Here is a 23,854-nt window from a genome sequence, read left to right as displayed (position 1 = left end):
ACAAACTCACAATAAAAACAGTAATAAAACGCATCAAAAAAACACTGTAGTATCTACTCTCCTATTTAGCAATTAGATGGAAATCTAAAATCCATCTATTGTGCAGGATTGGGTATTATAAAATGAAATGCCTAAACCACTATAAAAAGACAAAATACAAGAAAAGAAAGCAGTTTATAAAAAAAGCACGCACTTTGATTGAAACCGCAAGATAAGAGTTGATAGTGTTCACGGGCTATAAACTCACCAATGAGCTTATCATTAAGCTCTTGCGATCTTGAAAAGCAGATTGCACGTCGGGCCAGCCTCGTTCTGAAATTAAGGTTCTAGGAGCCTGTCGGACTTAAGACAATTTCGGCCTAAAATCCAGAAAGTGCGAGAAAGTGCGAGAAAATGCGGCCATATTTTCCGATGAATTTGCTTAAATAGATCAACTATTCCCACAAATCCATCGAAAATTCTGGCTCGCCCTACTGAATTTCATGCTCGAAAGCTTAAGCCCGACAGGCTCCAAGGGCGATGGGTATTATTTCTGCTTGTGCTTTTTCCTGGTTTTTCGCGCATGTTCCATCAAACGACGCTTTTTCTTCATCTGACGTTCATTCAGTTTGTTTTTTCTCCCCTCAAAAGGGTTATCACCTGAGCGTAGCTCAATGCGAATGGGTGTCCCCATGATTTTTAGTGCTTTTCGGAACGTATTTTCAAGGTAACGCTGATAAGAAGCAGGTACCGCATCAGTCTGATTACCATGAATCACCAGTGTTGGTGGATTCATGCCACCGGAGTGACAATAGCGCAACTTGATTCTGCGACCGTTGACCAAAGGTGGCTGATGCTCACTCACCGCATCCTCAAGAATACTGGTCAGTTGATTGGTGGAAAGCTTGCGAGTAGCACACCCATAGGCTTCTTCAATAGATTCATAGAGGTGCCCGACACCTGTACCGTGCCTGGCTGAAATCATATGTAGCCGGGCAAAGTTGATAAAATTAAGACGACGACTTAATTCGGTCTTGATATGTTTTTTTTCATCTTCGCCCATTCCATCCCATTTATTGATGGCAAGCACAACAGCACGCCCAGACTCCAACACAAAGCCCAGCATATGAAGATCCTGATCAACAATGCCTTCTCGCGCATCAAAAACCAAGACCACAACATTGGCATCTTCAATGGCCTGAAGCGTTTTGATCACAGAAAACTTCTCAATGGCTTCGGTGACTTTTCCCCGCCGGCGGACCCCTGCGGTATCAATCAGCGTATAGTCCTGACCAAATCGTTCGTAGGGGATATAAACACTGTCACGCGTAGTACCCGCCTGATCATATACCACGACACGTTCTTCACCGAGAAGCCGGTTAACCAGGGTGGACTTACCCACGTTGGGCCGACCAACAATACCGATTTTTATCCCTCTGGCTTTAACGCTCCGCTCGTCTTCCTCACCTTCCACCTCGGGTGCCACATCATAAAGCACGTTATCAATCATACCTTTGACGCCACGCCCGTGCACAGCAGCAATCTGATAAGCCCGTCCCAAACCCATTGCCGCAAAGTCAGCTTCTGCCTGGTCAGCATCCACACTGTCCACTTTGTTCAAAACCAGATGGCAGTTTTTACCTTCACGCCGCAGGTAGTTGGCAATCATTTCATCCGCAGCCGTTAAACCTGCTTTAGCGTCCACCAGAAACAACACCACATCGGCTTCTTTAATAGCGGCCAGGGACTGTTCTGCCATTGCCGAGTCAATCCCTTTTTCATCGCCACCAATACCCCCTGTGTCGACAGCAATAAAAGGTTTTTGACCGACTTTGCCTTCACCGTACTTCCGGTCACGAGTTAAACCCGCCACATTCGCTACCAGAGCATCACGGGATCGTGTTAACCGATTAAACAAGGTGGATTTGCCCACATTGGGGCGGCCTACCAACGCAATTACAGGAATCATGATTACTCTACAACAACAAATACTACCCCGGCACAAGCTTACTTCTTTCGCGGTTATTCCCTGACCAAATGCGGCGCCTGAGACTCCAGGACAGGTAATAAACCTGATTTGAATGCCCCCGGTATCACTTCACTTTCAGTCAAACCGCAACAAAGGCAGTAAACATTTGACGCGGTAGCGACCAACCTTTTCAATCTGGCCTGATAAAATATAAAAAAGGGTTGACCACCAAGGGACAACCCGATCACATCAATAATCAGCTGTACTACTGTTTTTTCATGGACAAAGCGACAAGCTTGCCGTTGACCGTTTGGATATACACTCTGTCACCATCAACCACCGGCTGGGCCTCAATGGCAGATGAGCCGACATGATAGCGACCCACCATACTGCCATCTACCTGAGACAACAAATGGATATAACCTTCATAGTCTCCCACGACGACATAATTGCCAAACGTAGCAGGCGCTGACAGGTCACGGTACTCAAGATCCTTCTGCTGCCAGCTCGAAGCACCGGTCCGCTGATCAAGGGAACTGACATAACTGTCCTGGTCGGTCACGTATAAAGAGCCAAAACCTTCTGCCAGTGAGCGGTAACTGGACATTTCTTTCGACCATTTCAACCGTCCCCGGTAAAGATCAAGGGCAGCCACGTTGCCCTGATAACTGGCAACAAACATCGTATCACCGACAATCAAGGGGGTAGTGTCAATATCCACCATGCGCTCAAGCTCTGAACTCCCTTTAGGCGTCGCTACCCTGGCTTCCCAAAGTGGCACGCCGCTTTCGAGACGAAAGGCTTTGACTTCGCCACCGGCGTAACCTGCCAGGGCGGCTTCACCTTCAATCACCGGCGCTGACGCGCCACGCAGTGTCAGGGCCGGTTGCAAAGCACTTTGCGTCCACAATACCTTGCCATTTTCAGCATCAAGTGCCGTCAGCTTGTCGTCAATGCTCTTAACCAGCACCGTAAACCCATCGGATGCAGGTGCTGATAACACTTCACTGCTGACACGCGCCCGCCACAGCTCACTACCATCTTTTTGGCTCAGGGCAATCACATCACCATTTAATGTACCCAGCAAAACCCGGCCACCACGCACGGTAAGCCCACCACTGACACGGATATTCTCCAGCTTACGCCGCCAGATGTCCTTGCCGGTTTTACGGTCCACGGCAATCACCGTCCCTGCGGCACCCACCGCGTAGATAGCGTCACCCTCAATGGTCGGCCTGAGGTTGCCATGGCCCTCTTCTGCCTTGTCCCCCAGGCTTTTTGACCAAACCTTTGTCAAGGTAACCACTTCCCCCTGGAGAGGCTTGAGCGCCTTGGGTGTTTTGACCACTTCTTCTTCAGAAGAAAACAAGCTACATGCTGACAGCCCCGAAACCAGCAATACCACGGCTAATGCCCTGAAACACCTTTCCATCCTCTAGCTCCCTTGTGGCAATGTTGGTAACGTTGCCAGATCATCCAGTTTCAGTTGCAGCAATGGGCGGGATTGACCCTCAGCCTGTGCTGCTTCCATCGCTTTTTTGTATGCCTCACGTGCTTTATCATCCTGTCCCAACGCCACATAAGCATCGCCACGTACCGCATTGATACTGCCAGTGAAAGACGAGTTATCAGGCTTGAGCGCCGAAAGCACATCCAATGCCTTCTGTGGCTCGCTCTCAGGAATGGAAAGCAGGACACGCGCCAACCTGACACGAACAATAACCTCAATATTATCATCGGGTTTTTGCGCCAGTACCCATTCTAATGAGTCTCGCGCTTTTTCAAGGGTATGATCTTTCACCTGTTGCTGGGAAAGGAATAATGTCGCCAGGGCAGCATAACGACTGCTGCCGTAATCTTTTTGAAGGTTGTCAACCACATGCGTGACCGTGGCTTTCTGCTCTTCGTTCAATACCGGCCCCTTCGCATCAGCCACTGTATCAAGCAGGTTTTGGTAAAGCGCCGAGGCGGCAGCAGCCCTTCCATGCTGATTTTTTTGCCAGGCCTTATAACCAAACACCGCTACCAGCGTGATGAGAACACCGACAACCGCTGGTTGCCCGTAATCTTTCCACAGCCGTTTGAGTTGTTCTATCTGCTCTTCGTCCGAATCGTAACTCACCCTTTACTCCTGATTACTCCTGAATACGCTGTTTCAGATAATCTGCTAACGCAGACTCTGGCACCTGAGCCTGGGGCTCATCCGAGCGCAATGACTTAACCGTCACCACACCTGTGTTAAGTTCTTCCTGACCTATTATAAGCGCAAACTGTGCCCCGCTTCGATGAGCACGTTTCATTTGTGCCTTAAATCCTCCGCCTGTGCAATCAGTTTGAAGCCGCAGTTCAGGATAGTTATCCCTGAGCCGCTCCACCAGGGGCATCAATTGCGTTTGTGCCCCCATGGATACCAAGGCAACATCTACAGTATGGGAAAGGTGCGCAGGTAACAGCCCCAGGGTTTTCAGCATCAAAACCAATCGCTCAAGCCCCATGGCAAAACCCACTGCTGACGTAGGCTTGCCGCCGAGCAATTCTACCAGCGCGTCATAACGCCCACCGGCACATACAGTCCCCTGGGCACCAAGGCTCTGTGTCACCCATTCAAACACGGTTTTGCTGTAGTAATCCAGGCCACGGACAAGACGAGGGTTGACAGTATAGCAAACCCCAGCTTCATCGAGTCGCAGACAGAGACCATCAAAATGGGCCTTAGCGTTCTCATCCAGATAATCCTGTAACACCGGCGCGTCAGCAACAACCTTCCGCGTATTCGGATGTTTGCTGTCCAAAATCCGAAGCGGATTAATAGATAAACGACGAACACTGTCCTCATCCAGCGCTTCTTTGAAGCGGGTCAGGTACGCGACAAGGTCGGTACGGTAACGCTCGCGAGAGTCCTGTGTCCCGAGGGTATTAAGTTCAAGACTCACATGTTTTGTCAAGCCCAGAGCTTTCCACAGCCTGGCTGTTAGCAGGATCAACTCTGCATCACAGTCAGGACCTGCCATGCCAAAGGCTTCCACGCTGATCTGATGAAACTGGCGATAACGTCCTTTCTGGGGACGCTCATAACGAAACATAGGTCCCATTGTCCACAAACGCTGAACCTGATTATAAAGCAACCCCTTTTCAATCCCGGCCCTGACACAACCAGCAGTGCCTTCCGGCCTCAGTGACAGGCTATCACCATTGCGGTCATCAAAAGAGTACATTTCTTTTTCAACAATATCCGTACCAGAACCAATGCCCCGACTGAATAACGCTGTAGGCTCCACAATCGGCGTGCGAATTTCCTGGTAACAGTAGGCTGACAATACAGATCTGACTGTCTCTTCCAGATAACGCCATGGTGGTGTTTCCTCTGGCAAAATATCGTTCATCCCACGAAGGGCCTGAAGTTGCTTGGCCACGTCCAGATATCCCCTTAATCCTCAATACAATACATACCAATGTCGTGCAGATAAGCACTGTTCAAACCACAGAAGCCCATCAATAAATAGCTACCACGACAGAACACAAGCAATCTATGCCCTTTCGCAAACTCCGTCACCGCGACTGTCCCCACAAAAGACGCCAATATAACCAACACAAAGCCACATCATCTGCCACTCACTTTCCCATAGAATAAGCGCTAAGTGTCATCGGAAAGACGCGGAAACGCCTACCGTCATTCCCACTAAGCCAGGAGCCTGTCCGAGAATAGACTGCCCTACCGCGGTTGCGAATACTTTCGCGGGGATGACAATAGGGCAGAGTCATTCTTATTACAATACCCATTGATGAACCCTGAAAAACGAACCCTGAAAAACCCCAGCAAAAGCGGGAACTATACTCTGTGAAGCGCCGATAAAAAAGGCAAAACAGTGATCAGCAAGGCAAGTGCCTGATAGGAAATAATGCCAATGACCCTAGCCCGGATATTTCATGCTCGAAAGCTTAAACCCGACAGGCTCCAAGCGCATTGCCGAGGTGAAGCTCACCCCATAACCACTCCATAAGGAACGCAGATATCCTCTGCCGCTCCGGTTTTTTTAATGCCGCTGGCGGGAAAAACGCTTACTCTGCCTGAGCGGCGTCTGGAGGCAATGTTGCCGACTCTGATGCCTCAGGCTCCAGAGCGTGGTCTGAAAGGACTTCCTCGTTAAGGAAAACATCCCCCTCAGAGGCCGATGATTCAGCCTCTTCAAGGGGTTTATCCGGCACAGAAAGTGGGCTGTGAGGTTTGGGTTTAACCAACTCAGTGGGACTGTTTTGCTCTACGGTAACAGGGGTTCTTTCCCTGTGGTGAGTTTTATTCCACCAGAAATAACTCACTGCGACCACCAGAGCCGCAAATAGAAAGGAGGCCACATAACGAATAACACTGGAAGAGCGGCGCTCAAGCATCGGCGGCGCCGCTATTTCGGGAATAGGATCGGTGGCAACACCCATATTGACATCCAGTGCCAGGGCTTTGAGCAACTGGCTACCATCAATGCCGACATAACGGGCATAATTTTTCAAATAGCCCCGTATAAAAGCCTTACCGGGCAACACGTTAAAATTACCCTGCTCCAGGGCCTGCACATAAGATTCAGGGATTTTTAATACGTCAGCAATGTCCTTAACTGTCTGCCCCCTGGCCTGCCGGGCCAGGGACAGTTGCTCACAGGGAGATGCGGAGTCAACACTGTCATTTTCACTATTACACCCATTCTCACTTCTCATACCTGACTAAACTCCGGTAAGCTTTCAACTCTCTCGATGCGGGGTAGAGACTCTCCAGTTGCACCGCATAACTGGCAGCAGCATCCCTGTCACCATTCATGCGAGCCAACTGAATCCCCAACCACAAACTTCGGGGGTTTTGACGTGACTGTCGAGTAAACGCCTTATAATGCGACCATGCTGAACGGTACTGCCTTTCATTGTGCAATAATGCGGCCAATTCAAAGCGCGCCCGAACCAGGTTACCGTTCAATCTTAGTGATTTTTCAAAATGTTGCTTTGCCAACGGGGATTTATCTTGCTTTAAGGCAACAATGCCCATATTTTCGTAGGCCCGGCTACGTTTTTCATAATCCATATTTTCAGCCGCCCGAGCAAACTGCTTGTAGGCATCCTCAAGCTGTCCCTGGCTGAACAGAAAAGCCCCATAGTTATTCTGCACATCAGCCGCCCTGGCATCGTATGACAGCGCCTTGCGAAAAAAGGTGTCTGCCAGCTTGTCTTCACCTTGAACCTGATAAGTCAACGCCAGCATGCCGTAAGCATCGGAGGAGTGACGGTCAATCTCCAATGCCCGCTTTAGCGGCTTGATTGCCTTTTCAGTATAACCTTCCTGCAAGTAACCTCGGGCAAGACTCATATAATTTTCAACGGCCTGTTGCTGGTTACTGACGTTTGTTCCGGGCTGGCTGACACAACCGGTCAGGCTGAATACTCCCAGCCAGCCACCCAAAGCATAGTCTTTAATAGTGCGCTTGTTCATACGATCCCTCATCAAACAACTGCCTGACAGGGGACTGCAAGCACTATCAGGCAGTTAAGCTGCTCCTGCTGTAGTTGTTGTCGGCACCTCTGGCGCAGAGTCCAGTGCCCGGGCAGCACTATAACGGGCACTTCGGCGGGTACGGTCATCCACACTCCCCACCAGCTGACCACAGGCAGCATCAATATCATCGCCCCGGGTCTTGCGAACCGTGACATTAAAGCCCGACCGTCGCAGTTTTTCCTGGAAACGACGCACAGCATTATTACTTGGACGCTCGTAACCGGAGTACGGAAAAGGGTTAAAGGGGATGAGGTTGATTTTACAAGGTATCCCCTTGAGCAATAGCGCCATTTCCTCTGCATGTGCAGGCTGGTCATTCACACCGGCCAACAAAGTGTACTCAATGGTGACCACGCGCTTGTTATCAGACAAACCGTTCATGTAGGCCAGGGTCGCGTCAAGCAGTTCCTCCAGAGGGTATTTTTTATTAATCGGTACCAATTGGTTACGCAAGGTATTATTGGACGCATGCAGTGAAATAGCCAGAGAAACATCAGTGACCTGCCCCAGCTTTCTCAACGCAGGAACCACACCCGATGTACTTAACGTCACCCGACGCTTGGACAGGCCATAGCCCAGGTCGTCCATCATCAGGTTCATGGCATCGACAACATTGTCAAAATTCAACAAGGGTTCTCCCATCCCCATCATCACCACATTGGTAATGGAACGATCCATTTTTGCAGGCACATTGCCAAAGTGGCGGGCGGCAATCCACACTTGCCCAATAATTTCAGCCACAGTCAAATCTGAATTAAAACCCTGTTTACCGGTGGAGCAAAAACTGCAATCCAGGGCACAGCCTGCCTGAGAAGACACACATAGCGTTCCACGCTTACCTTCAGGAATATAAACCGTTTCCACACAACTGCCGCTGGCAACGCGCACGACCCATTTACAGGTACCATCCGTTGAAAACTGGCTACTAACCACTTTAGGCCCGGCAATATAAGCGCGCGCATTGAGCTGTTCACGCAGCGCCTTGCCAATATTGGTCATGTCATCAAAGGCGTCAACGCCATTATGGTGTATCCATTTGAGCACCTGGTGGGCACGAAACTTTTTCTCGCCAATAGCCAGGAAAAAGTCTTCCATTTTTTCACGGGAAAGACCAAGCAAGTTGGTTGTGGGGGTGAGTGTCAGTTCTGACATAGTCGTACCTATATGCCGAAAATGCTGCCAGATACTCACTGACAGCCTGTGGCACAAATAATTATCGCGCGCGCTTGCAAATAGCCGCTGACTCAAAGAAGTAAGCCACTTCCCGCTCAGCAGAAGCAAGGGAATCGGAGCCGTGCACCGCGTTTTCATCAATGGTTTGGGCAAAATCGGCACGGATAGTACCCGCCTCAGCTTCTTTCGGGTTGGTTGCCCCCATCAGGTCTCGGTGTTTCAAGACAGCACCTTCACCTTCAAGTACAGAGACAACCACAGGTCCTGACGTCATGAAAGCCACCAGGTCTTTGAAGAAAGGACGCTCGCGGTGTTCAGCGTAAAAACCTTCTGCCTGCTCCTGGGACAGATGAACCATATGGGAAGCAATAATCTGCAAACCCGCTTGCTCAAAACGACTGAAAATCTGGCCAATGACGTTTTTAGCAACGGCATCAGGCTTGATGATGGACAGTGTACGTTCAGTGGTCATAAATATTCTCCATTGTAAATCATGCCCGCGAGACATGTTGCCCTGTAATAAGCGTTGTAAATCAACGCCGAAAATCAGCTCCGCCAGCCACAGAAAGACCCGCGGAAATTGGCGCGCATTGTAAACCATGTTACACGCCCTGTCAGGTCTGGCTGACTCCCGGGCGCCGCCTTAATCGTCATACTAGCCCGGATATTTCATAAACTGCCCTGAGAATTGCGCGGAACCTTGCGGCTCTTGGGGATTTTGCGAAGGAGCGCCGTACCGGGGAGTACGGTCGACTGAGCAAAACTCCCTTAGAGCCGCAAGGAGCAAGCGAGGCCAGGAGCATGTTTATGAAATATCCGGGCTAGGAGCCTGATAAATACGTTTAAACCTGAATTCAGCCGTTGACGGCTTTTAACGTGCCAGGCGCCTTATTCATCATGGGGAAAATGCTGTTCAACCGCTCACCCTGAGGATGAGTGAAGAACGCTACCTTTTCAGAAAATTCAGGAAATTCAGGAAAAACAGCAGAGCTTTCATTCTTTTCATTCTTTTTCTTCAATCCATGCCATCTGAATAGCCTCAAGGATCTTCTCACCACAGCGTTCGGGGTCATCATCAAAACCCTCCAACGCCAACACCCAGTCCCTTAAATCCACAAAATTGACATAACGCGGGTTCTGATCCGGGTGAGCTTCACACAGCTCAATGGCAATATCGTAGATATCGGCCCATCCGAGACTCATAGCGTTTCCTCTAAAAAACAAATGGGTTAATGTCGCTCTGATACCTGATTAATCGTATACCTCGGTATCTCTACCACAAGGTCCTCACTGCCTACTACCGCTTGACAACTCAAGCGGGATTCAGGCTCTAAACCCCAGGCTTTATCCAGCAGGTCTTCTTCGAGTTCATCAGGCTCTTCCATCGTATCGAAGCCCTCTCGTACCACCACATGACAGGTCGTGCAGGCACAGGACTTCTCACAGGCATGCTCAATGTCCACACCATTTGCCAACGCCGCATCACATACCGTGACACCTGCTTCTGCTTCAAACGCCACACCCTCGGGACAAAGCTCTTCGTGGGGTAGAATAACAATCTTGGGCATTTCAGGAATCCTCTAAATTTTTAATAGACTGGCCTGACAGCGCCTTACGAATACCCTGATTCATCCGGCGGGCAGCAAATTCTTCACTGGCGCGCCCAACACGATCAATCTCATGGGCTATAGCAGCAGCATCTCCAGAGTGACGGATGGTTTTCAACTGCTGCAAGTCTTCCTCCAACGCCGCCTTTTCGTCAGCACTTAACAAGGTGTTACCGTCTTTTTCCAAGGCGACGGATAGCGCCTCCAACATACGTTCAGCTTCCACTTCATTCTCACGTAAACGTCGCTTGTCACGGTCGTCACCAGCATGGGTGAACGATGATTTAATCATTTCAGCAATCACTTCATCACCAAGGCCATAAGAAGGCTTAACCTGAACACTGCTGCTCACCCCTGTGGAAAGCTCTTTAGCAGAGACACTGAGCATTCCGTCAGCATCTACCTGGTAGGTTACCTGAATTTTCGCGGCACCGGCTGGCAAAGGCGGGATATTGTACAACTCAAAGCGTGCGAGGGAACGGTTATCCTGCACTAATTCCCGCTCGCCCTGATAGACATGCACAACCATGGCCGTCTGGCCGTCTTTCGCCGTGGTAAATTCCTGAGCCCGGCTGACAGGGATGGTGGTATTACGGTGAATAACCTTTTCCATCAGCCCACCCATTGTTTCAAGCCCTAATGACAAGGGTATGACATCCAGTAATAGCTGGTCATGACCAGCATGATTACCTGATAACACCTCAGCCTGAAGCGCGGCCCCAATAGCCACTACACGGTCAGGATCAATAGACGTCAGCGGGCTCTTACCGGAAAAGGCAGCCACCTGCTCACGAATGACGGGCATCCTGGTTGATCCACCCACCATCACCACATCCTGAATATCCGCCACTTTCACGCTGGCATCCTTTAATACCCTCCTGAAAGTACGCAGTGTCCGCCGCACCAGTGGCGCAACCAGCTCATTGAAAACATCACGGGAAATGTCACCGGACCAGCCTTCAAACGATACCGCCACACTCTCCACAAAGGTCAGTGACTCTTTGATTTCACAAGCCTGAACCAGGGCTTTTCGCATAATCTGATGTGTCCGGGTTCTTTCATCAATCCCTGCCTTTTTCAGCAGCCACTGTGCCAGCTGCTTATCAAAATCATCCCCTCCAAGGGCAGTATCACCACCTGTGGCCAACACCTGAAACACGCCCCGCTCCATTTTTAAAACAGAGATATCGAAGGTGCCTCCCCCAAGATCAAAAACCGCAATAAATCCTTCGCTATCGTCTTTTTTATCCAGCCCATAGGCTACAGCTGCCGCTGTTGGCTCATTCAAGAGCCGGTAAACGGAAATTCCCGCCAGTTTTGCCGCATCCTTTGTCGCCTGACGCTGGGCATCATCAAAATAAGCCGGCACGGTAATCACAGCACCGTCAAGGGGTTCACCCAATGCCCCCTCGGCACGTATAAGGAGTGTTCTGAGGATTTCAGCTGATACTTCCACCGGGCTGACCGAACCAGCGCGGGTTTTAATCAGTGGGACAGACTGTGAAGATGCCTCAAACTGGTAGGGCAATAGCCCTCCAGCTTCCGTCGCATAATCAAGGCCACGACCCATCAAGCGCTTAATGGATATAATAGTATTTTCAGGGTCAGTACTGGTATACTCCCGCGCCGCATGCCCGACAGAGACCCCGTCTTTGCCGTACCAGACAACGGAGGGTAGCTCATGCTTGCCCTGTTCATCCGGCAATGTTACCGCTGATTCTGCTATAACCGTAGCAACCAGTGAGTTAGTGGTACCGAGATCAATGCCCACAGCCCTCTTTCTCTGAAAGGACTCGGGAGTTTCTCCAGGTTCGGAAATCTGCAATAATGCCATCTCTGCCTCGTATTGCCAGGAGCCTGTCGGACTTATTCGCGCTTTATGGATTTTAGGCCGAAATTGTCTTAAGTCCGACAGGCTCTTGGCGATTAGTGAAATAACTCAGCTTCCATCTGATCCAGCTCATCGGCTAATTTCACCAAAAACTGCATCTTTCTGACAACCGCTTCCGCCTGCTCAAGGGCCTGCGTATCTCCTTGTGCCCAAAGCTCGGAAAAACGCTGCCCCAGGGTATCAAGACTTTCATCGACACTTGCCACCAGCTGTTGATGGGCAGCCTCGGGCTGTGGCTGATTCCGCACCTCTGAAACGGACTCACGCAACGCCATTTGCTCTTCCAGAAAGGCGCAATCCATGATCGTATTGTGCTCCATGTCCACTTCCCTTCCTGCCAGCTTGAGAAGATAAATATAGCGCCGTAAGGGAGATTTCAGCACAGTGTAGGCTTCATTGACATAAGCCGCATATTGTAAGGACAGGCGCTGCAAACGATCTGCATCACCGGCAAACCGGTCAGGGTGCACGGTACGCTGTAGTTCTCTGTATCGAATGGCTAACTGACTGGTATTGAGATCACAGGACTCAGGCAGTTGAAAGAGTTCAAAGTAATTCAGAGTGATATCCACGCCATATCCCGTTAAGTGAATGGATCAGACAAACAAAAGCCCGATGATACCAGTACTGTCCAATTAACAGTACTTATATAACCGGGCTTAACGTGCGGACCTGAAGCATCGCCCACAGACCTTGGACAACCATCAACAGTTGCTCAAACGTTAAAACTTTCACCACAGCCACATTCGCTGGCAACGTTGGGGTTGCTGAACTGAAATCCTTCGTTCAGGCCTTCTTTAACAAAATCAAGCTCGGTACCATCCATATAGACCAGGCTTTTTGGATCAATAAAAATCTTGACGCCATTGTCATGATCAAACACGCTATCACCATCGAGTTCCTCATCAGCAAACTCAAGCACATAGGCCATACCAGAGCAACCCGAAGTTTTGACACCCAACCGGATGCCCTGCCCCTTGCCTCGCCTGGCAAGCTGCTTCTTGATATGGGCAGCGGCGACATCAGTCATGGTGATTCCCACAATCTGCTTTTCAGGCTCCCCTTCAGTCTGGTCGGTATCCTTACTCTCTTGTTCAGACCGCTCTTCAGCCCGGTCGGTATCCTTACTCTCTTTTTCAGACCGCTCTTCAGTCCGGTCGGTATCCTTACTCTCTTTTTCAGACCGCTCTTCAGCCCGGTCGGTATCCTTACTCTCTTGTTCAGACCGCTCTTCAGCCCGGACGGTATCCTTACTCTCTTTTTCAGACTGCCGTTCAATTAGAGCTGAAGGACTATCCGATAAGGTACTCGCCATAACGCAATCCCTTTCTTAGCCGACGTTCTGTTTACTGCGATAATCCTTGATGGCTGCTTGAATCGCATCTTCTGCCAGTACCGAGCAATGAATCTTCACCGGCGGCAGCGCAAGCTCTTTCGCAATATCAGTATTACGAATAGCGCCAGCCTCTTCCAGGGTTTTTCCTTTCATCCACTCAGTAGCCAGAGAACTGGACGCAATCGCCGAACCACAGCCATAGGTTTTGAAACGGGCATCTTCAATCACCCCTTCATCATTCACCTGAATCTGCAAACGCATCACATCACCGCAAGCCGGCGCACCCACCATACCTGTTCCTACGGCAGCGGAGGACTGATCCAACTTGCCCACATTACGGGGGTTTTCATAATGATCAATTACTTTTTCACTGTAAGACATTGTCTTTGTGCTCCCGGGTTAATCCTAATTAGTGCGCAACCCACTGAACTTTGGACAGGTCCACGCCATCTTGATACATATCCCACAAAGGAGAAAGCTCACGCAGTTTGCTCACTGCATGAATGACCTGATTTGCCGCATAGTCCACTTCTTCACCCGTGGTAAAACGCCCAAAGCTAAAGCGCAGGGAGCTATGTGCCAATTCATCACTCAACCCAAGCGCCCGCAGAACGTAAGACGGCTCAAGACTTGCTGAAGTACAGGCTGAACCGGATGATATGGCCAGGTCTTTCAATGCCATAATCAATGATTCACCCTCAACAAAGGCAAAGCTGATATTAATATTGCCAGCGATACGTTGGTCAAGACTCCCGTTAACATGCACTTCCTCCATTGTGTCAAAATGCGAGAGAAAACGCTGACGCAAACCCAACAACCGCTCATTTTCAGCCGCCATGGATTCCCGGGCAATGAGACACGCTTCACCCATGCCCACAATCTGGTGAGTAGGCAATGTACCTGAGCGCATACCACGCTCATGACCGCCACCATGAATCATCGATTCAATGCGAACCCGCGGCTTGCGGCGGACATATAATACGCCAATCCCCTTGGGACCATACATTTTATGAGCACACACAGACAACAGGTCAACCTTCATGGTACTCATATCGAGGGGCAACTTACCGACGCTCTGGGCTGCATCCACATGAAAAAGTACTTTTCTGGCACGCGTAATCTCGCCAATGGCAGCAATATCATTAATCACGCCGATTTCGTTATTGACATGCATCAAGCTAACCAGAATAGTGTCATCCCTTAATGCTGCCTCGACAACCTCAGGCTGAATCAACCCGTCCTTATCGGGATCCAGATAGGTGATCTCAAACCCTTCACGCTCCAACTGACGACAGGTATCGAGCACCGCCTTATGCTCAATACGGGAGGTGATAATATGTTTGCCTTTTTTACTGTAAAAATGCGCGACACCTTTAATGGCAAGGTTATCAGATTCTGTCGCACCTGAGGTCCAAACAATTTCACGTGGGTCTGCATGAAGCAGGTCAGCAACCTGGCGGCGTCCTTCCTCAACGGCTTCTTCTGCTTTCCAGCCAAACATATGAGAACGCGAAGCAGGGTTACCAAAATTACCCTCGGCCAACAAGCACTGACTCATTTTCTCTGCCACACGTGGATCTACCGGTGTTGTCGCAGAGTAATCAAGGTAAATCGGTAGCTTCATTAGAAACATCTCCAAACGGTCAAATCTTTTCTCATAATAGTCAGACTACAGTCGTATATTAGCGGCTGTGCTGGTGCCTATTAACCCTTCTGCCAGACTTTGTTGATCCTGGCGACAGGCAACACCACGAATATCACTGCGCGCCATTAAATCAGACAGGCTGATCCCCCCCAGAAACGTATGAATCTGACGGCTTAAATCGTGCCACAGGTGGTGCGTCAGACAAGTCGCTCCCTGCTGACATCCGCCATTTCCCTGACAGCGGGTAGCATCCACTGATTCATTCACAGCATCAATCACTTCGGCCACACAAATATCAGCACTGCCACGGCTGAGCATATAACCCCCACCGGGCCCCCTGACACTGGACACCAGATCATTCCGCCGCAATCGGGAAAACAACTGCTCAAGGTAGGACAGGGAAATTCCCTGACGGTTAGATATATCTAATAATGTGACCGGCTTCTGGTCTGAATGTAATGCCAAATCCAACATGGCTGTTACTGCGTAACGGCCTTTCGTAGTTAATCGCATACACGACCTCTCAACGAGTGAATAGCCGCTTTTTTATTCGCAGCAGCAATGGAAGTAATAAAGAAGTGGTAAACTTTATCCCCACAGAACTCGCCTGAGCAGTTCCAACCCGTTCCCTGTGGGTGATTATGAAATACCCGAGTAAAATAGTCAAGTATTATTCAGGGCTAACTCCTTGATTTATAAATAGATAGAATTTATTAAATATTTTTAATAACGAAAAGGCATTTTATAGAACCTGGACAGGGTTGTCACTGACCAAATATACGGGAAACAAGCCAGACACGTTATCCGACCACCCACTTTCTGCCCCCCCTGGGGGCCTGACCGAGAATAGCGCCCTTAGCGAGGATTGCGAGAAATTGAGGATAAAAATTTCTGCTTCTGAGGAGAATAGCGGGGCTATTTGATGAAGAAGCAGGGATTTTTAGACCAATTTATCGCAACCGCAGTAGCGCGGTCTATTCTCGGACAGGCTCCTGGCGCTGGTATCGAGGGGTTGATTTCTTCTTGGAATCACTCCTGGCTACCTGTTCCTTTCACTGACTCAACGTATTCCCGCTTCAATTCAGGCAGGGGATCGCTTTCGCAGGTTACCCCATTCTCCTTCAGCGCCTCACTAAAAGACGCCAGGCGACTATCCACCGTTTTTAAATGATCCAGTATGGCTGAAATAGCACGGGCTGTCGGGTCTGGCATACCCGAAGTGACAGCGTAGGCATCAAAATCGGCTTTTTGGTGGGCAGCACCGTTTGCCTCTTCACAGGCATCGGGGGGACTTTTGACAATACGTCCAGGTACCCCCACAACAGTTGCCCCTTCGGGCACCTCTTTTACCACAACCGCATTAGAGCCCACTCTCGCATTTTTTCTCACTGAAAAAGGCCCAAGCACTTTAGCGCCTGCCCCTATAACCACACGATCCTCAATGGTCGGATGTCGTTTGCCCTTATTCAACGACGTTCCACCAAGCGTTACCCCCTGATACAAGGTGACATCATCGCCAATTTCAGCCGTCTCACCAATCACAACTCCCATACCGTGATCAATAAAAAAACGCCGCCCAATGACGGCAGCCGGATGAATTTCAATCCCGGTAAACCAGCGACTGAACATGGCAATGAAACGCGCCAGCCACTTAACATTCCTGTGCCACAGACCATGGGCCAGCCGATGCATCAACAGCGCGTGCAGCCCCGGATACGTGGTCAGCACCTCAAGGGTATTTCTCGCTGCCGGGTCCCGGTCAAGCACACTGGTAATATCTTCTTTGATTCGTTCAAACATAACTACAGAGACTGCTGATGACAGAAAAGTGATATTATGACTTGCGGAGCTTATATTATAAAAGAACTAACTGGTGGCCGTCTCAAACCTGAACTCAGTCGTTTATTACATCCCCAAAGGAAATGCCGGTCTTGCCACAGGAAGAAGATCCCAATGCGTGTAATCATACATTGTCATGAAATAATTCAGATATTTACTTGCGAATAGATCAAAATGCTTTCTTTGTTCAAACCATACCTCACCAACGTTAGGATCATAAAAACACACGTCTCCCCCCGAAAGCTGACCAAACCAGGCACAAAAAGCATGCCCGCTTCCATTACTATAGGCGTCGGAGTGATCCAAATTATCGACCGTAATGAGCAAATAGCAGGATATATATTTCATGATGGCCCCGAGCATTAATCGGGTAGCATGCTTAGGATAAGCATGATGGGGGGGGCGATTCGGATTATAATTTTCGCGGTAAAATGAACGAGTCCAGTCACCATTGGTGATATTTGTTTGCAAGCATAACCCAAAGGCGCGCAACCAGGAGATAATGAGTTCACTGTCTGTGGAAGGATATTGCGCGCTGCGAGGAAGCCAGAAGGGTTCAACCTCCTGCAATGATTGAACTCTCCTTATTGCGTATTTATTGAATTTGCATCGAGCGCTTTCATCATGCAATTCTTCACGGAGATGCTTATCCATACTATGATAGCGAATCCAGTGGGCGCACAAAGAAACACACACCCCACGGGAATGGACGAGATCCTGACTAAAAGGCCACGTTACGACCCCTTGACTTATGTGAGCATATTCCTCGAATGCTTGTTTCAAAGTGGCCACAAGACACCTCCTGTCACTGTTCAGCTGCTGAGCTACCCCCTATTTCTACTATTTCGACTATTTCCACAATGTTCCCATGAGAGATACCCTGACGAGTCAACCCAGTGCCTGTAACACCCATCATACCCATGGCCTTTTCTGCTATCGTGGTCGCCGTGACAAGCTGCACGTCAGAAATAATGTAGAAATAAATGAGGAGCGAAGCCTGCTAATACGTAGCGCGTTAACGCACTACTCAGGCTCAGATTGTCAGCGTAGAAGACAAGAAAAATAGATGATTGACAACATAGCGGTTTAGCTATTTTAGCAGACAGCCAGAGCCTGAATAACACCAGGGTGCCCTTAACTTACCTCGCAAGCCGTTGGATTAGCAGAAACCTCTTCAGCCCCTGTTTTTAAACAAATCATCAGGGTTAACCCACCAAACCGGGGTAAGCATGGGCGCGCAATGGTCAATATCACCAATAAAAGCCCCAAAAAAACCAGTCTGTCGGCACCGCACGGATAAACGCATACCATCAGGCATATACCTCCCATAGATTTGCCGGCTACCCCACCTGGCGTCACTGTTCTTCCCGATGACTGTACAAGCTGATAGCAAAAGGCTCATCAATACAATCCCGGCACCGGCGACAATTGCTTTACTCAACAGATAGCCCCGTAAGACGTTATAAAACTGACATTGTAACGAGTCAATCCTCACTGTCTATCACTCAGAAGCAGTCTTAAAAGTCTGCCCGTAGCGATGACTGCGAGAAATGGCGGATAAAAAGTCGCTTTTGTGAGGAGAATAGCGGGACTATTTGACGGACAAAAGCGACTTTTCAGACCCATTTATCTAAGCCGCAGTAGGAGCATGACTTTTAAGACTACTTCTAACATCGCGTAGTATAAAAAACCGGCTTACCGCCGGTTGCTATCAGTTCTTATTGTCTGATGGCAGCTGTTCATGATCTTTTGTGTAATAGAAAACACCCGCGTTTTACATCCCCAAAGGAAATGCCGGTTTTACCACAGGAAGAAGATCCCAATGGGTATAATAACTCTTTAACATGAAATGCTCCAAATAGGTTCCCGCAAATAAAGCAAACTGATCCCTTTGTTCAAACCATACCTCACCAACGTTAGGATCAAAAAAACACACGTCTCCCCCCGAAAGCTGACCAAACCAGGCACAAAAAACATGCCCGCTTCCTCCAGTATTCACATCGAAGTGATTCAAATTGTCGACAGCAATGAGCAAATAACAGGAGATATATTTCATCATGGCGCTGAGCATTAAGCTGGCAGCATAAGTAGCATTACTATGATAGGGGGGGCGATTTGAATCATAATTATTGCGGTAAAATGAACGAGTCCAGTCACCGGTGGTAATGTTTGTTTGCAAGCATAACCCAAAGGCGCGCAACCAGGAGATAATGCATTCACGGTATTTGTAAGCATAACACTCATTGCGAGGAATCCAGAATAGTTCACTATCCTGCAATGCGTGAATTTTCCCTATTGTGCATTGATTGAATTTGCCCGGATCGCTTTTATCAAACAATTCTTCAGATAGATGCTTACCCATACTATGATAGCGAATCCAATGGGCGCACAAAGAAAGACACACCCCACGGTAGTCGATACAATCCTGATCAAAGGGCCACGTTATGACCCCTTGATATTGGCGGGCAGATTCCTCAAATACTTGTTGACAACTGTCCACAAAACACCTCCTGTCACTGTCCAGCTGCTGAGCTACCTCCTATTTCTACAATGTTCCCATGAGAAATACCCTGATGAGTCACCCTCATACCCACGGCCTTTTATGCTATCGCAGTCACCGTGACCGGCCGCACATCAGAAATGTAGAAATGAGGAGCAAAGCCTGCTAACAGGAGGCGTATTAATGCCCTCAGGTTCAGGTTGTCAGCGAAGAACAATAAAAATAGTCGATCTACAACATAACGAAGTTGATTTACAAAATAACAATTTAGCTATTTTAGCAGACAGCCTGAGCCTGAATAACACCAGCAATCCCTTCACTTACCTTTTAAACCGTTGAATGAGTCAATCCTCACTGTCTATCACTAACCCGGATATTTCATAAACTGCCCTGAGAATCGCGCGGAACCTTGCGGCTCTAAGGGATTTTGCGAAGGAGCGCCGTACCGGGGAGTACGGTCGACGGAAGGCGCTCTAACCGCACGCGTCATGGGGGTTTAGTGATTCACGTCCTTATGGCATAGATCCTTACAATCCCCGTACGGGATGACGACGGAGAAAATTAAGCGTTTCGCGACACCCTCTGGCTCGGTAGGGGTATCCAGCGAGGAAGCTAGATGATCTTTTGTGTAAGGGAAAACACCCGCGTTTTACATCCCCAAAGGAAATGCCGGTTTTACCACAGGAAGAAGATCCCAATGGGTATAATGATTCATTAACATGAAATACTCCAAATAGGTTCCCGCAAATAGAGCAAACTGATCCCTTTGTTCAAACCATACCTCACCAAAGTTAGGATCAAAAAAACACACGTCTCCCCCCGAAAGCTGACCAAACCAGGCACAAAAAACATGCCCGCTTCCTCCAGTATTCACATCGAAGTGATTCAAATTATCGACAACAATGAGCAAATAACAGGAGATATATTTCATCATGGCGCTGAGCATTAAGCTGGCAGCATAAGTAGCATTATTATGATGGGGGGGGCGATTTGAATCATAATTATTGCGGTAAAATGAACGAGTCCAGTCACCGGTGGTAATGTTTGTTTGCAAGCATAACCCAAAGGCGCGCAACCAGGAGATAATGTGTTCATGGTGTTTGTAAGCATAACACTCGTTGTAAGGAATCCAGAATAGTTCACTACCCTGCAGTGCCTGAATTTTCCCTATTGTGCATTGATTGAATTTGCCCGGATCGTTTTTATCATACAATTCTTCAGATAGATGCTTACCCATACTATGATAGCGAATCCAATGGGCGCACAAAGAAAGACATACCCCACGGGAGTCGATACAATCTTGGTCAAAGGGCCACGTTATGACCCCTTGATATTGGCGGGCAGATTCCTCAAATACTTGTTGACAACTGTCCACAAAACACCTCCTGTCACTGTCCAACTGCTGAGCTACCTCCAATTTCTACTATTTCGACTATTTCTACAATGTTCCCATGAGAAATACCCTGACGAGTCAACCCAGTGCCAGTCATACCCATGGCCTTTTCTGCTATCGTGGTCGCCGTGACAGGCCGCACGTCAGAAATGTAGAAATGAGGAGCAAAGCCTGCTAACAGGAGGCGTATTAATGTCCTCAGGTTCAGGTTGTCAGCGAAGAACAATAAAAATAGTCGATTTACAACATAGCGAAGTTGATTTACAAAATAACAATGTAGCTATTTTAGCAGACAGCCTGAGCCTGAATAACACCAGCAATCCCTTCACTTACCTTTTAAACCGTTGAATGAGTCAATCCTCACTGTCTATCAATAACATCACGTAATATAAAAAAAACCGGCTTACCGCCGGTTGCTATCAGTTCTTATTGTCTGATTCCTGATTTTATTGTTGGCCTGTCATCGCCTCCCCCTTGGCAACAGACCTTTTCTCCTTTCAGAGCAGGTAACGCCAGGCTACCAAAAAAATCACAAAGAAATACTGACAAATATCAACAAAAAGGCACAGACTATTGGCAATAGACAGTATCACTCTGAAGCAACTGACCCGTCAGGTGACTGCCTACCTGACAGGCTCTATTTGCCGGGCAAAGGGCGGCAGCGAATTGAGAATCATCTTCCCATAGCGCTGTGTCACCACTCGCCGGTCCAGCAAAGTAATCTGCCCGGTATCACTTTCTTTGCGTAATAACCGTCCACAAGCCTGCACAAGACGGATAGCAGCATCCGGTACGGTTATTTCCATAAATGGATTGCGCCCCTCGGCCTCAAGCCATTCAGCCAGCGCTGCCTCTACCGGGTCATCGGGTACAGCAAAGGGAATACGGGCAATGATGACATGCTCACAATACCGTCCCGGCAGGTCAATGCCTTCTGCCAGTGATGCCAGGCCAAACAATGTACTGGGTTTGTCGGCATCAATCAGCGCGCGGTGACGGCTCAGTAATTCCTGCCGGGAGTAATCATCTTGCAACAGAATCTGTTCCTGTACCGACGCTGGCAACCTGCCATAAACATCGTTCATCTGCCGACGCGAAGAGAACAACATTAACGCCCCCTGGCTGTGACTGATCAAAGCAGGAACACAGGCAACCAACGCCTCGGTATGTTCCTCCTGCTTTCTGGGGTCAACAGCCATTGCCGGGACAATCAACTGAGCGGCACTGCCATGCGCAAAGGGGCTGGGCACCACCACAAAACGAGATTCTGAAGGAACGCCCGAACGCATCTGATAACGGTTGAAGTTTCCCAAAGAGGCCAATGTTGCCGATGTTACCACCGCACCATAACATTGCGACCACAAGCTGCTGTGGAGTGTTTCTGCCGAAAGGGTGGGGCTACTGAATATCTCCAGCTCTTCTCCAAACGTTCCTTCACTCCATTTCAGCCAGCGGGCATGGGGCGGCCCACCTTCTTTATCAATAATGGTATAACTGTGCCACAACTGACATTGACCCTGCAGGCGCGTCACCATGGCACCCACTTCAGGATAAAGGTGCTCAGCCCGCATTCTATCGATACCTGGCATGTCATCATTCATGGCATCGTTCAGTACCCTGGTGATTTTTTCGAGTAATCCCGTCGCCTTATTAAAGCCTGCTAACAGCAGTCTCGCCTGGGCAACCACGGCCTCTGGCACAACGCCGTTGGGAAAACGGTAAACAGCCACCTGACTCTCACCCTGCGACTTCGGTTCAAAATGCGCCACACTGTGGAGCAGCTCACGGGTATGGGAAAGGGCAGTTATCAACCCCTCAATGGCCGGTTGTACCTGCTCCATACGCTCACCGAGTTCGCCAGGAAAAGTATTCTGAGCCAACACCTTGCGCAAATACTTGCCAGCCTTTTCCAGCCAGGAGGCCGTCCCCTTCAGACGGGACTGGCAAGCAAAATGATTAATGGCTTTATCTGGCAGATGATGCCCTTCATCAAAGATATAGATACAGTCTTTTGGCGTTGGAAGAATCGCGCCACCACCTAACACCAAATCCGCCATCACCAGGTCATGGTTGGTGACAATAATATCGACTTGCTCAAGATCGCCCCGGGCCTTGAAAAACGGGCACTGCCTGAAGTAACCACAGCGTCGGCCACTGCACTGGGCATGGTCGGTGGTAATCATTCGCCACTGAGAATCCTCAAGGGCATCAGGCCAGCTATCCCGGTCCCCTTCCCAGCGTGACGCGGCAAACTGCTCAAGCATATCTTGATATAACGCACGCGCGCGGCTGTCATGGTCAATACTAAACCCCTCATTGGCAAATAGATCCACCAACGATTCGGTCTGTTTTTCTTCCTGTAACAACCGGTCCAGCTTGCTGATACAAGCATAACGCCCCCGGCCTTTAGCCAGGGCAAAGGAAAAATCCAGTCCGGTATGTTTTTTGATCGCCGGGAGGTCTTTGCTGATAACCTGCTCCTGCAACGTCACTGTTGCCGTTGAGATGACCAGTGATTTACTGGCGGCCTGGGCCATGACCACGGAGGGAATCAAATACCCCACTGTTTTACCCGTCCCGGTGCCGGCCTCTATGACCGTAATCGAAGGCCCCGAGGTGCGTCGGCCCTCATTATCGGTAACAATCGTGGCCAGTTGGCGGGCAATTTCCGCAATCATTTGCTTTTGGCCTTTACGGGCTTTTAACGACTGACTGTCTAAAAAAGCACTGTAGGCTTTTTGTATCGCTTGCTTATGGCTCTGTTCCAGCACGATAATGTCGCATCCAAGTTAGTCCGGCCAAAGTATAAAGAGCTTTCTGCCTGAAAACCCTAACCCGGCAGTCAGGTTTGTTATTGACTTACCTGCCGGTTTGTCCATCTTGTTATCCAGGGGCGGTATCGTCTAGGAGGCTGTCCGAGAATAGCGCCCGTAGCGAGGATGGCAGAAAATTGAGGATAAAAAGTCGGAAATTTTTAGTGAATAGT

Annotated in this window: 24 protein-coding genes and 1 pseudogene; 1 reads left to right on the top strand and 24 read right to left on the bottom strand. The window is 49.1% G+C overall.

The window, feature by feature from the left end; all coding sequences use genetic code 11:
• Positions 1-218 precede the first annotated feature (218 nt).
• From V4C51_RS18145 to V4C51_RS08090, 23 genes and pseudogenes are all read right to left on the bottom strand, one after another.
• Positions 219-326: pseudogene (locus V4C51_RS18145) on the bottom strand (IS1 family transposase); the annotation flags it as partial.
• A 200-nt stretch (positions 327-526) separates the two neighbouring features.
• Entirely contained in the window at positions 527-1,948 is a 1,422-nt protein-coding gene (gene der, locus V4C51_RS08195; RefSeq protein ID WP_330925663.1) for a ribosome biogenesis GTPase Der, read from the bottom strand.
• A gap of 265 nt (positions 1,949-2,213) precedes the next feature.
• Positions 2,214-3,380, bottom strand: a complete 1,167-nt coding sequence (bamB, locus tag V4C51_RS08190) for an outer membrane protein assembly factor BamB (RefSeq protein ID WP_330925662.1) — start codon at positions 3,378-3,380, stop codon at positions 2,214-2,216.
• 3 nt (positions 3,381-3,383) lie between these two features.
• Positions 3,384-4,070 (bottom strand): YfgM family protein, encoded by a 687-nt coding sequence (locus tag V4C51_RS08185; RefSeq protein ID WP_330925661.1) that lies wholly within the window; start codon positions 4,068-4,070, stop codon positions 3,384-3,386.
• A gap of 13 nt (positions 4,071-4,083) precedes the next feature.
• Positions 4,084-5,361 carry a histidine--tRNA ligase gene (hisS, locus tag V4C51_RS08180; RefSeq protein WP_330925660.1) on the bottom strand — a complete coding sequence of 426 codons (1,278 nt, stop codon included), beginning with the start codon at positions 5,359-5,361 and terminating at the stop codon, positions 4,084-4,086.
• Positions 5,362-6,007: 646 nt separating this feature from the next.
• Entirely contained in the window at positions 6,008-6,658 is a 651-nt protein-coding gene (locus tag V4C51_RS08175; RefSeq protein WP_330925659.1) for a helix-turn-helix domain-containing protein, read from the bottom strand.
• Positions 6,648-7,421 (bottom strand): type IV pilus biogenesis/stability protein PilW, encoded by a 774-nt coding sequence (gene pilW / locus V4C51_RS08170; protein WP_330925658.1) that lies wholly within the window; start codon positions 7,419-7,421, stop codon positions 6,648-6,650. Before pilW ends, V4C51_RS08175 begins: the two co-directional genes overlap by 11 nt.
• Before the next feature lie 54 nt (positions 7,422-7,475).
• Entirely contained in the window at positions 7,476-8,636 is a 1,161-nt protein-coding gene (gene rlmN, locus V4C51_RS08165) for a dual-specificity RNA methyltransferase RlmN (protein WP_330925657.1), read from the bottom strand.
• A gap of 61 nt (positions 8,637-8,697) precedes the next feature.
• Positions 8,698-9,129: a nucleoside-diphosphate kinase gene (gene ndk, locus V4C51_RS08160; RefSeq protein WP_330925656.1), complete on the bottom strand. Its 432-nt coding sequence runs from the start codon at positions 9,127-9,129 to the stop codon at positions 8,698-8,700.
• Between the two features lie 382 nt (positions 9,130-9,511).
• On the bottom strand, positions 9,512-9,676 hold the full coding sequence (locus V4C51_RS08155) for a hypothetical protein (protein WP_330925655.1): 165 nt from the start codon (positions 9,674-9,676) through the stop codon (positions 9,512-9,514).
• Positions 9,660-9,860 carry a Fe-S cluster assembly protein IscX gene (gene iscX / locus V4C51_RS08150; RefSeq protein ID WP_330925654.1) on the bottom strand — a complete coding sequence of 67 codons (201 nt, stop codon included), beginning with the start codon at positions 9,858-9,860 and terminating at the stop codon, positions 9,660-9,662. Before iscX ends, V4C51_RS08155 begins: the two co-directional genes overlap by 17 nt.
• A 26-nt stretch (positions 9,861-9,886) precedes the next feature.
• Positions 9,887-10,225, bottom strand: coding sequence for an ISC system 2Fe-2S type ferredoxin (fdx, locus tag V4C51_RS08145; protein WP_330925653.1), 339 nt, complete (start codon positions 10,223-10,225; stop codon positions 9,887-9,889).
• 1 nt (position 10,226) lies between these two features.
• Positions 10,227-12,098: a Fe-S protein assembly chaperone HscA gene (gene hscA, locus V4C51_RS08140; RefSeq protein ID WP_330925652.1), complete on the bottom strand. Its 1,872-nt coding sequence runs from the start codon at positions 12,096-12,098 to the stop codon at positions 10,227-10,229.
• 92 nt (positions 12,099-12,190) lie between these two features.
• A complete protein-coding gene (gene hscB / locus V4C51_RS08135; protein WP_330925651.1) occupies positions 12,191-12,727 on the bottom strand; it encodes a Fe-S protein assembly co-chaperone HscB in 537 nt (178 codons plus the stop codon).
• A 143-nt stretch (positions 12,728-12,870) separates the two neighbouring features.
• A complete protein-coding gene (gene iscA, locus V4C51_RS18140; RefSeq protein WP_476577893.1) occupies positions 12,871-13,470 on the bottom strand; it encodes an iron-sulfur cluster assembly protein IscA in 600 nt (199 codons plus the stop codon).
• A gap of 15 nt (positions 13,471-13,485) precedes the next feature.
• On the bottom strand, positions 13,486-13,872 hold the full coding sequence (gene iscU, locus V4C51_RS08125) for a Fe-S cluster assembly scaffold IscU (RefSeq protein WP_330925650.1): 387 nt from the start codon (positions 13,870-13,872) through the stop codon (positions 13,486-13,488).
• Between the two features lie 28 nt (positions 13,873-13,900).
• Positions 13,901-15,115, bottom strand: coding sequence for an IscS subfamily cysteine desulfurase (locus tag V4C51_RS08120; RefSeq protein WP_330925649.1), 1,215 nt, complete (start codon positions 15,113-15,115; stop codon positions 13,901-13,903).
• 45 nt (positions 15,116-15,160) lie between these two features.
• Positions 15,161-15,649, bottom strand: coding sequence for a Fe-S cluster assembly transcriptional regulator IscR (gene iscR, locus V4C51_RS08115; protein WP_330925648.1), 489 nt, complete (start codon positions 15,647-15,649; stop codon positions 15,161-15,163).
• Positions 15,650-16,165: 516 nt separating this feature from the next.
• Positions 16,166-16,936, bottom strand: a complete 771-nt coding sequence (gene cysE / locus V4C51_RS08110; RefSeq protein ID WP_330925647.1) for a serine O-acetyltransferase — start codon at positions 16,934-16,936, stop codon at positions 16,166-16,168.
• 105 nt (positions 16,937-17,041) lie between these two features.
• Positions 17,042-17,767 carry a YopT-type cysteine protease domain-containing protein gene (locus V4C51_RS08105; RefSeq protein ID WP_330925646.1) on the bottom strand — a complete coding sequence of 242 codons (726 nt, stop codon included), beginning with the start codon at positions 17,765-17,767 and terminating at the stop codon, positions 17,042-17,044.
• A 382-nt stretch (positions 17,768-18,149) separates the two neighbouring features.
• Positions 18,150-18,416 (bottom strand): hypothetical protein, encoded by a 267-nt coding sequence (locus V4C51_RS08100; protein WP_330925645.1) that lies wholly within the window; start codon positions 18,414-18,416, stop codon positions 18,150-18,152.
• Positions 18,417-18,749: 333 nt separating this feature from the next.
• Complete coding sequence (locus V4C51_RS08095; protein ID WP_330925644.1) at positions 18,750-19,475, bottom strand: hypothetical protein; 726 nt, start codon at positions 19,473-19,475, stop codon at positions 18,750-18,752.
• Between the two features lie 649 nt (positions 19,476-20,124).
• On the bottom strand, positions 20,125-20,850 hold the full coding sequence (locus tag V4C51_RS08090) for a YopT-type cysteine protease domain-containing protein (RefSeq protein WP_330925643.1): 726 nt from the start codon (positions 20,848-20,850) through the stop codon (positions 20,125-20,127).
• Positions 20,851-21,060: 210 nt separating this feature from the next.
• On the opposite strand from V4C51_RS08090, the gene V4C51_RS08085 reads away from it, so the two are divergent.
• Positions 21,061-21,216, top strand: a complete 156-nt coding sequence (locus V4C51_RS08085) for a hypothetical protein (protein ID WP_330925642.1) — start codon at positions 21,061-21,063, stop codon at positions 21,214-21,216.
• Between the two features lie 275 nt (positions 21,217-21,491).
• Here V4C51_RS08085 and dinG read toward each other — a convergent pair whose 3' ends face one another.
• Complete coding sequence (gene dinG, locus V4C51_RS08080; protein WP_330925641.1) at positions 21,492-23,639, bottom strand: ATP-dependent DNA helicase DinG; 2,148 nt, start codon at positions 23,637-23,639, stop codon at positions 21,492-21,494.
• Between the last annotated feature and the right edge of the window lie 215 nt (positions 23,640-23,854).

Origin of the sequence: Candidatus Sororendozoicomonas aggregata (assembly GCF_031528575.1) — a bacterium.
Taxonomy (GTDB): domain Bacteria; phylum Pseudomonadota; class Gammaproteobacteria; order Pseudomonadales; family Endozoicomonadaceae; genus Endonucleibacter; species Endonucleibacter aggregata.
This window is presented reverse-complemented; position numbering and strand designations above follow the sequence as displayed.

What these genes read in the sequence shown, in the direction of transcription:
- hscA (WP_330925652.1), bottom strand. Translation starts at nt 12,098, where the DNA reads ATGGCATTATTGCAGATTTCCGAACCTGGAGAAACTCCCGAGTCCTTT.
- fdx (WP_330925653.1), bottom strand. Translation starts at nt 10,225, where the DNA reads ATGCCCAAGATTGTTATTCTACCCCACGAAGAGCTTTGTCCCGAGGGT.
- V4C51_RS08175 (WP_330925659.1), bottom strand. Translation starts at nt 6,658, where the DNA reads ATGAGAAGTGAGAATGGGTGTAATAGTGAAAATGACAGTGTTGACTCC.
- cysE (WP_330925647.1), bottom strand. Translation starts at nt 16,936, where the DNA reads ATGTTTGAACGAATCAAAGAAGATATTACCAGTGTGCTTGACCGGGAC.
- rlmN (WP_330925657.1), bottom strand. Translation starts at nt 8,636, where the DNA reads ATGTCAGAACTGACACTCACCCCCACAACCAACTTGCTTGGTCTTTCC.
- pilW (WP_330925658.1), bottom strand. Translation starts at nt 7,421, where the DNA reads ATGAACAAGCGCACTATTAAAGACTATGCTTTGGGTGGCTGGCTGGGA.
- iscA (WP_476577893.1), bottom strand. Translation starts at nt 13,470, where the DNA reads ATGGCGAGTACCTTATCGGATAGTCCTTCAGCTCTAATTGAACGGCAG.
- bamB (WP_330925662.1), bottom strand. Translation starts at nt 3,380, where the DNA reads ATGGAAAGGTGTTTCAGGGCATTAGCCGTGGTATTGCTGGTTTCGGGG.
- V4C51_RS08085 (WP_330925642.1), top strand. Translation starts at nt 21,061, where the DNA reads ATGTCCTCAGGTTCAGGTTGTCAGCGAAGAACAATAAAAATAGTCGAT.
- iscR (WP_330925648.1), bottom strand. Translation starts at nt 15,649, where the DNA reads ATGCGATTAACTACGAAAGGCCGTTACGCAGTAACAGCCATGTTGGAT.
- iscU (WP_330925650.1), bottom strand. Translation starts at nt 13,872, where the DNA reads ATGTCTTACAGTGAAAAAGTAATTGATCATTATGAAAACCCCCGTAAT.
- iscX (WP_330925654.1), bottom strand. Translation starts at nt 9,860, where the DNA reads ATGAGTCTCGGATGGGCCGATATCTACGATATTGCCATTGAGCTGTGT.
- ndk (WP_330925656.1), bottom strand. Translation starts at nt 9,129, where the DNA reads ATGACCACTGAACGTACACTGTCCATCATCAAGCCTGATGCCGTTGCT.
- der (WP_330925663.1), bottom strand. Translation starts at nt 1,948, where the DNA reads ATGATTCCTGTAATTGCGTTGGTAGGCCGCCCCAATGTGGGCAAATCC.
- V4C51_RS08120 (WP_330925649.1), bottom strand. Translation starts at nt 15,115, where the DNA reads ATGAAGCTACCGATTTACCTTGATTACTCTGCGACAACACCGGTAGAT.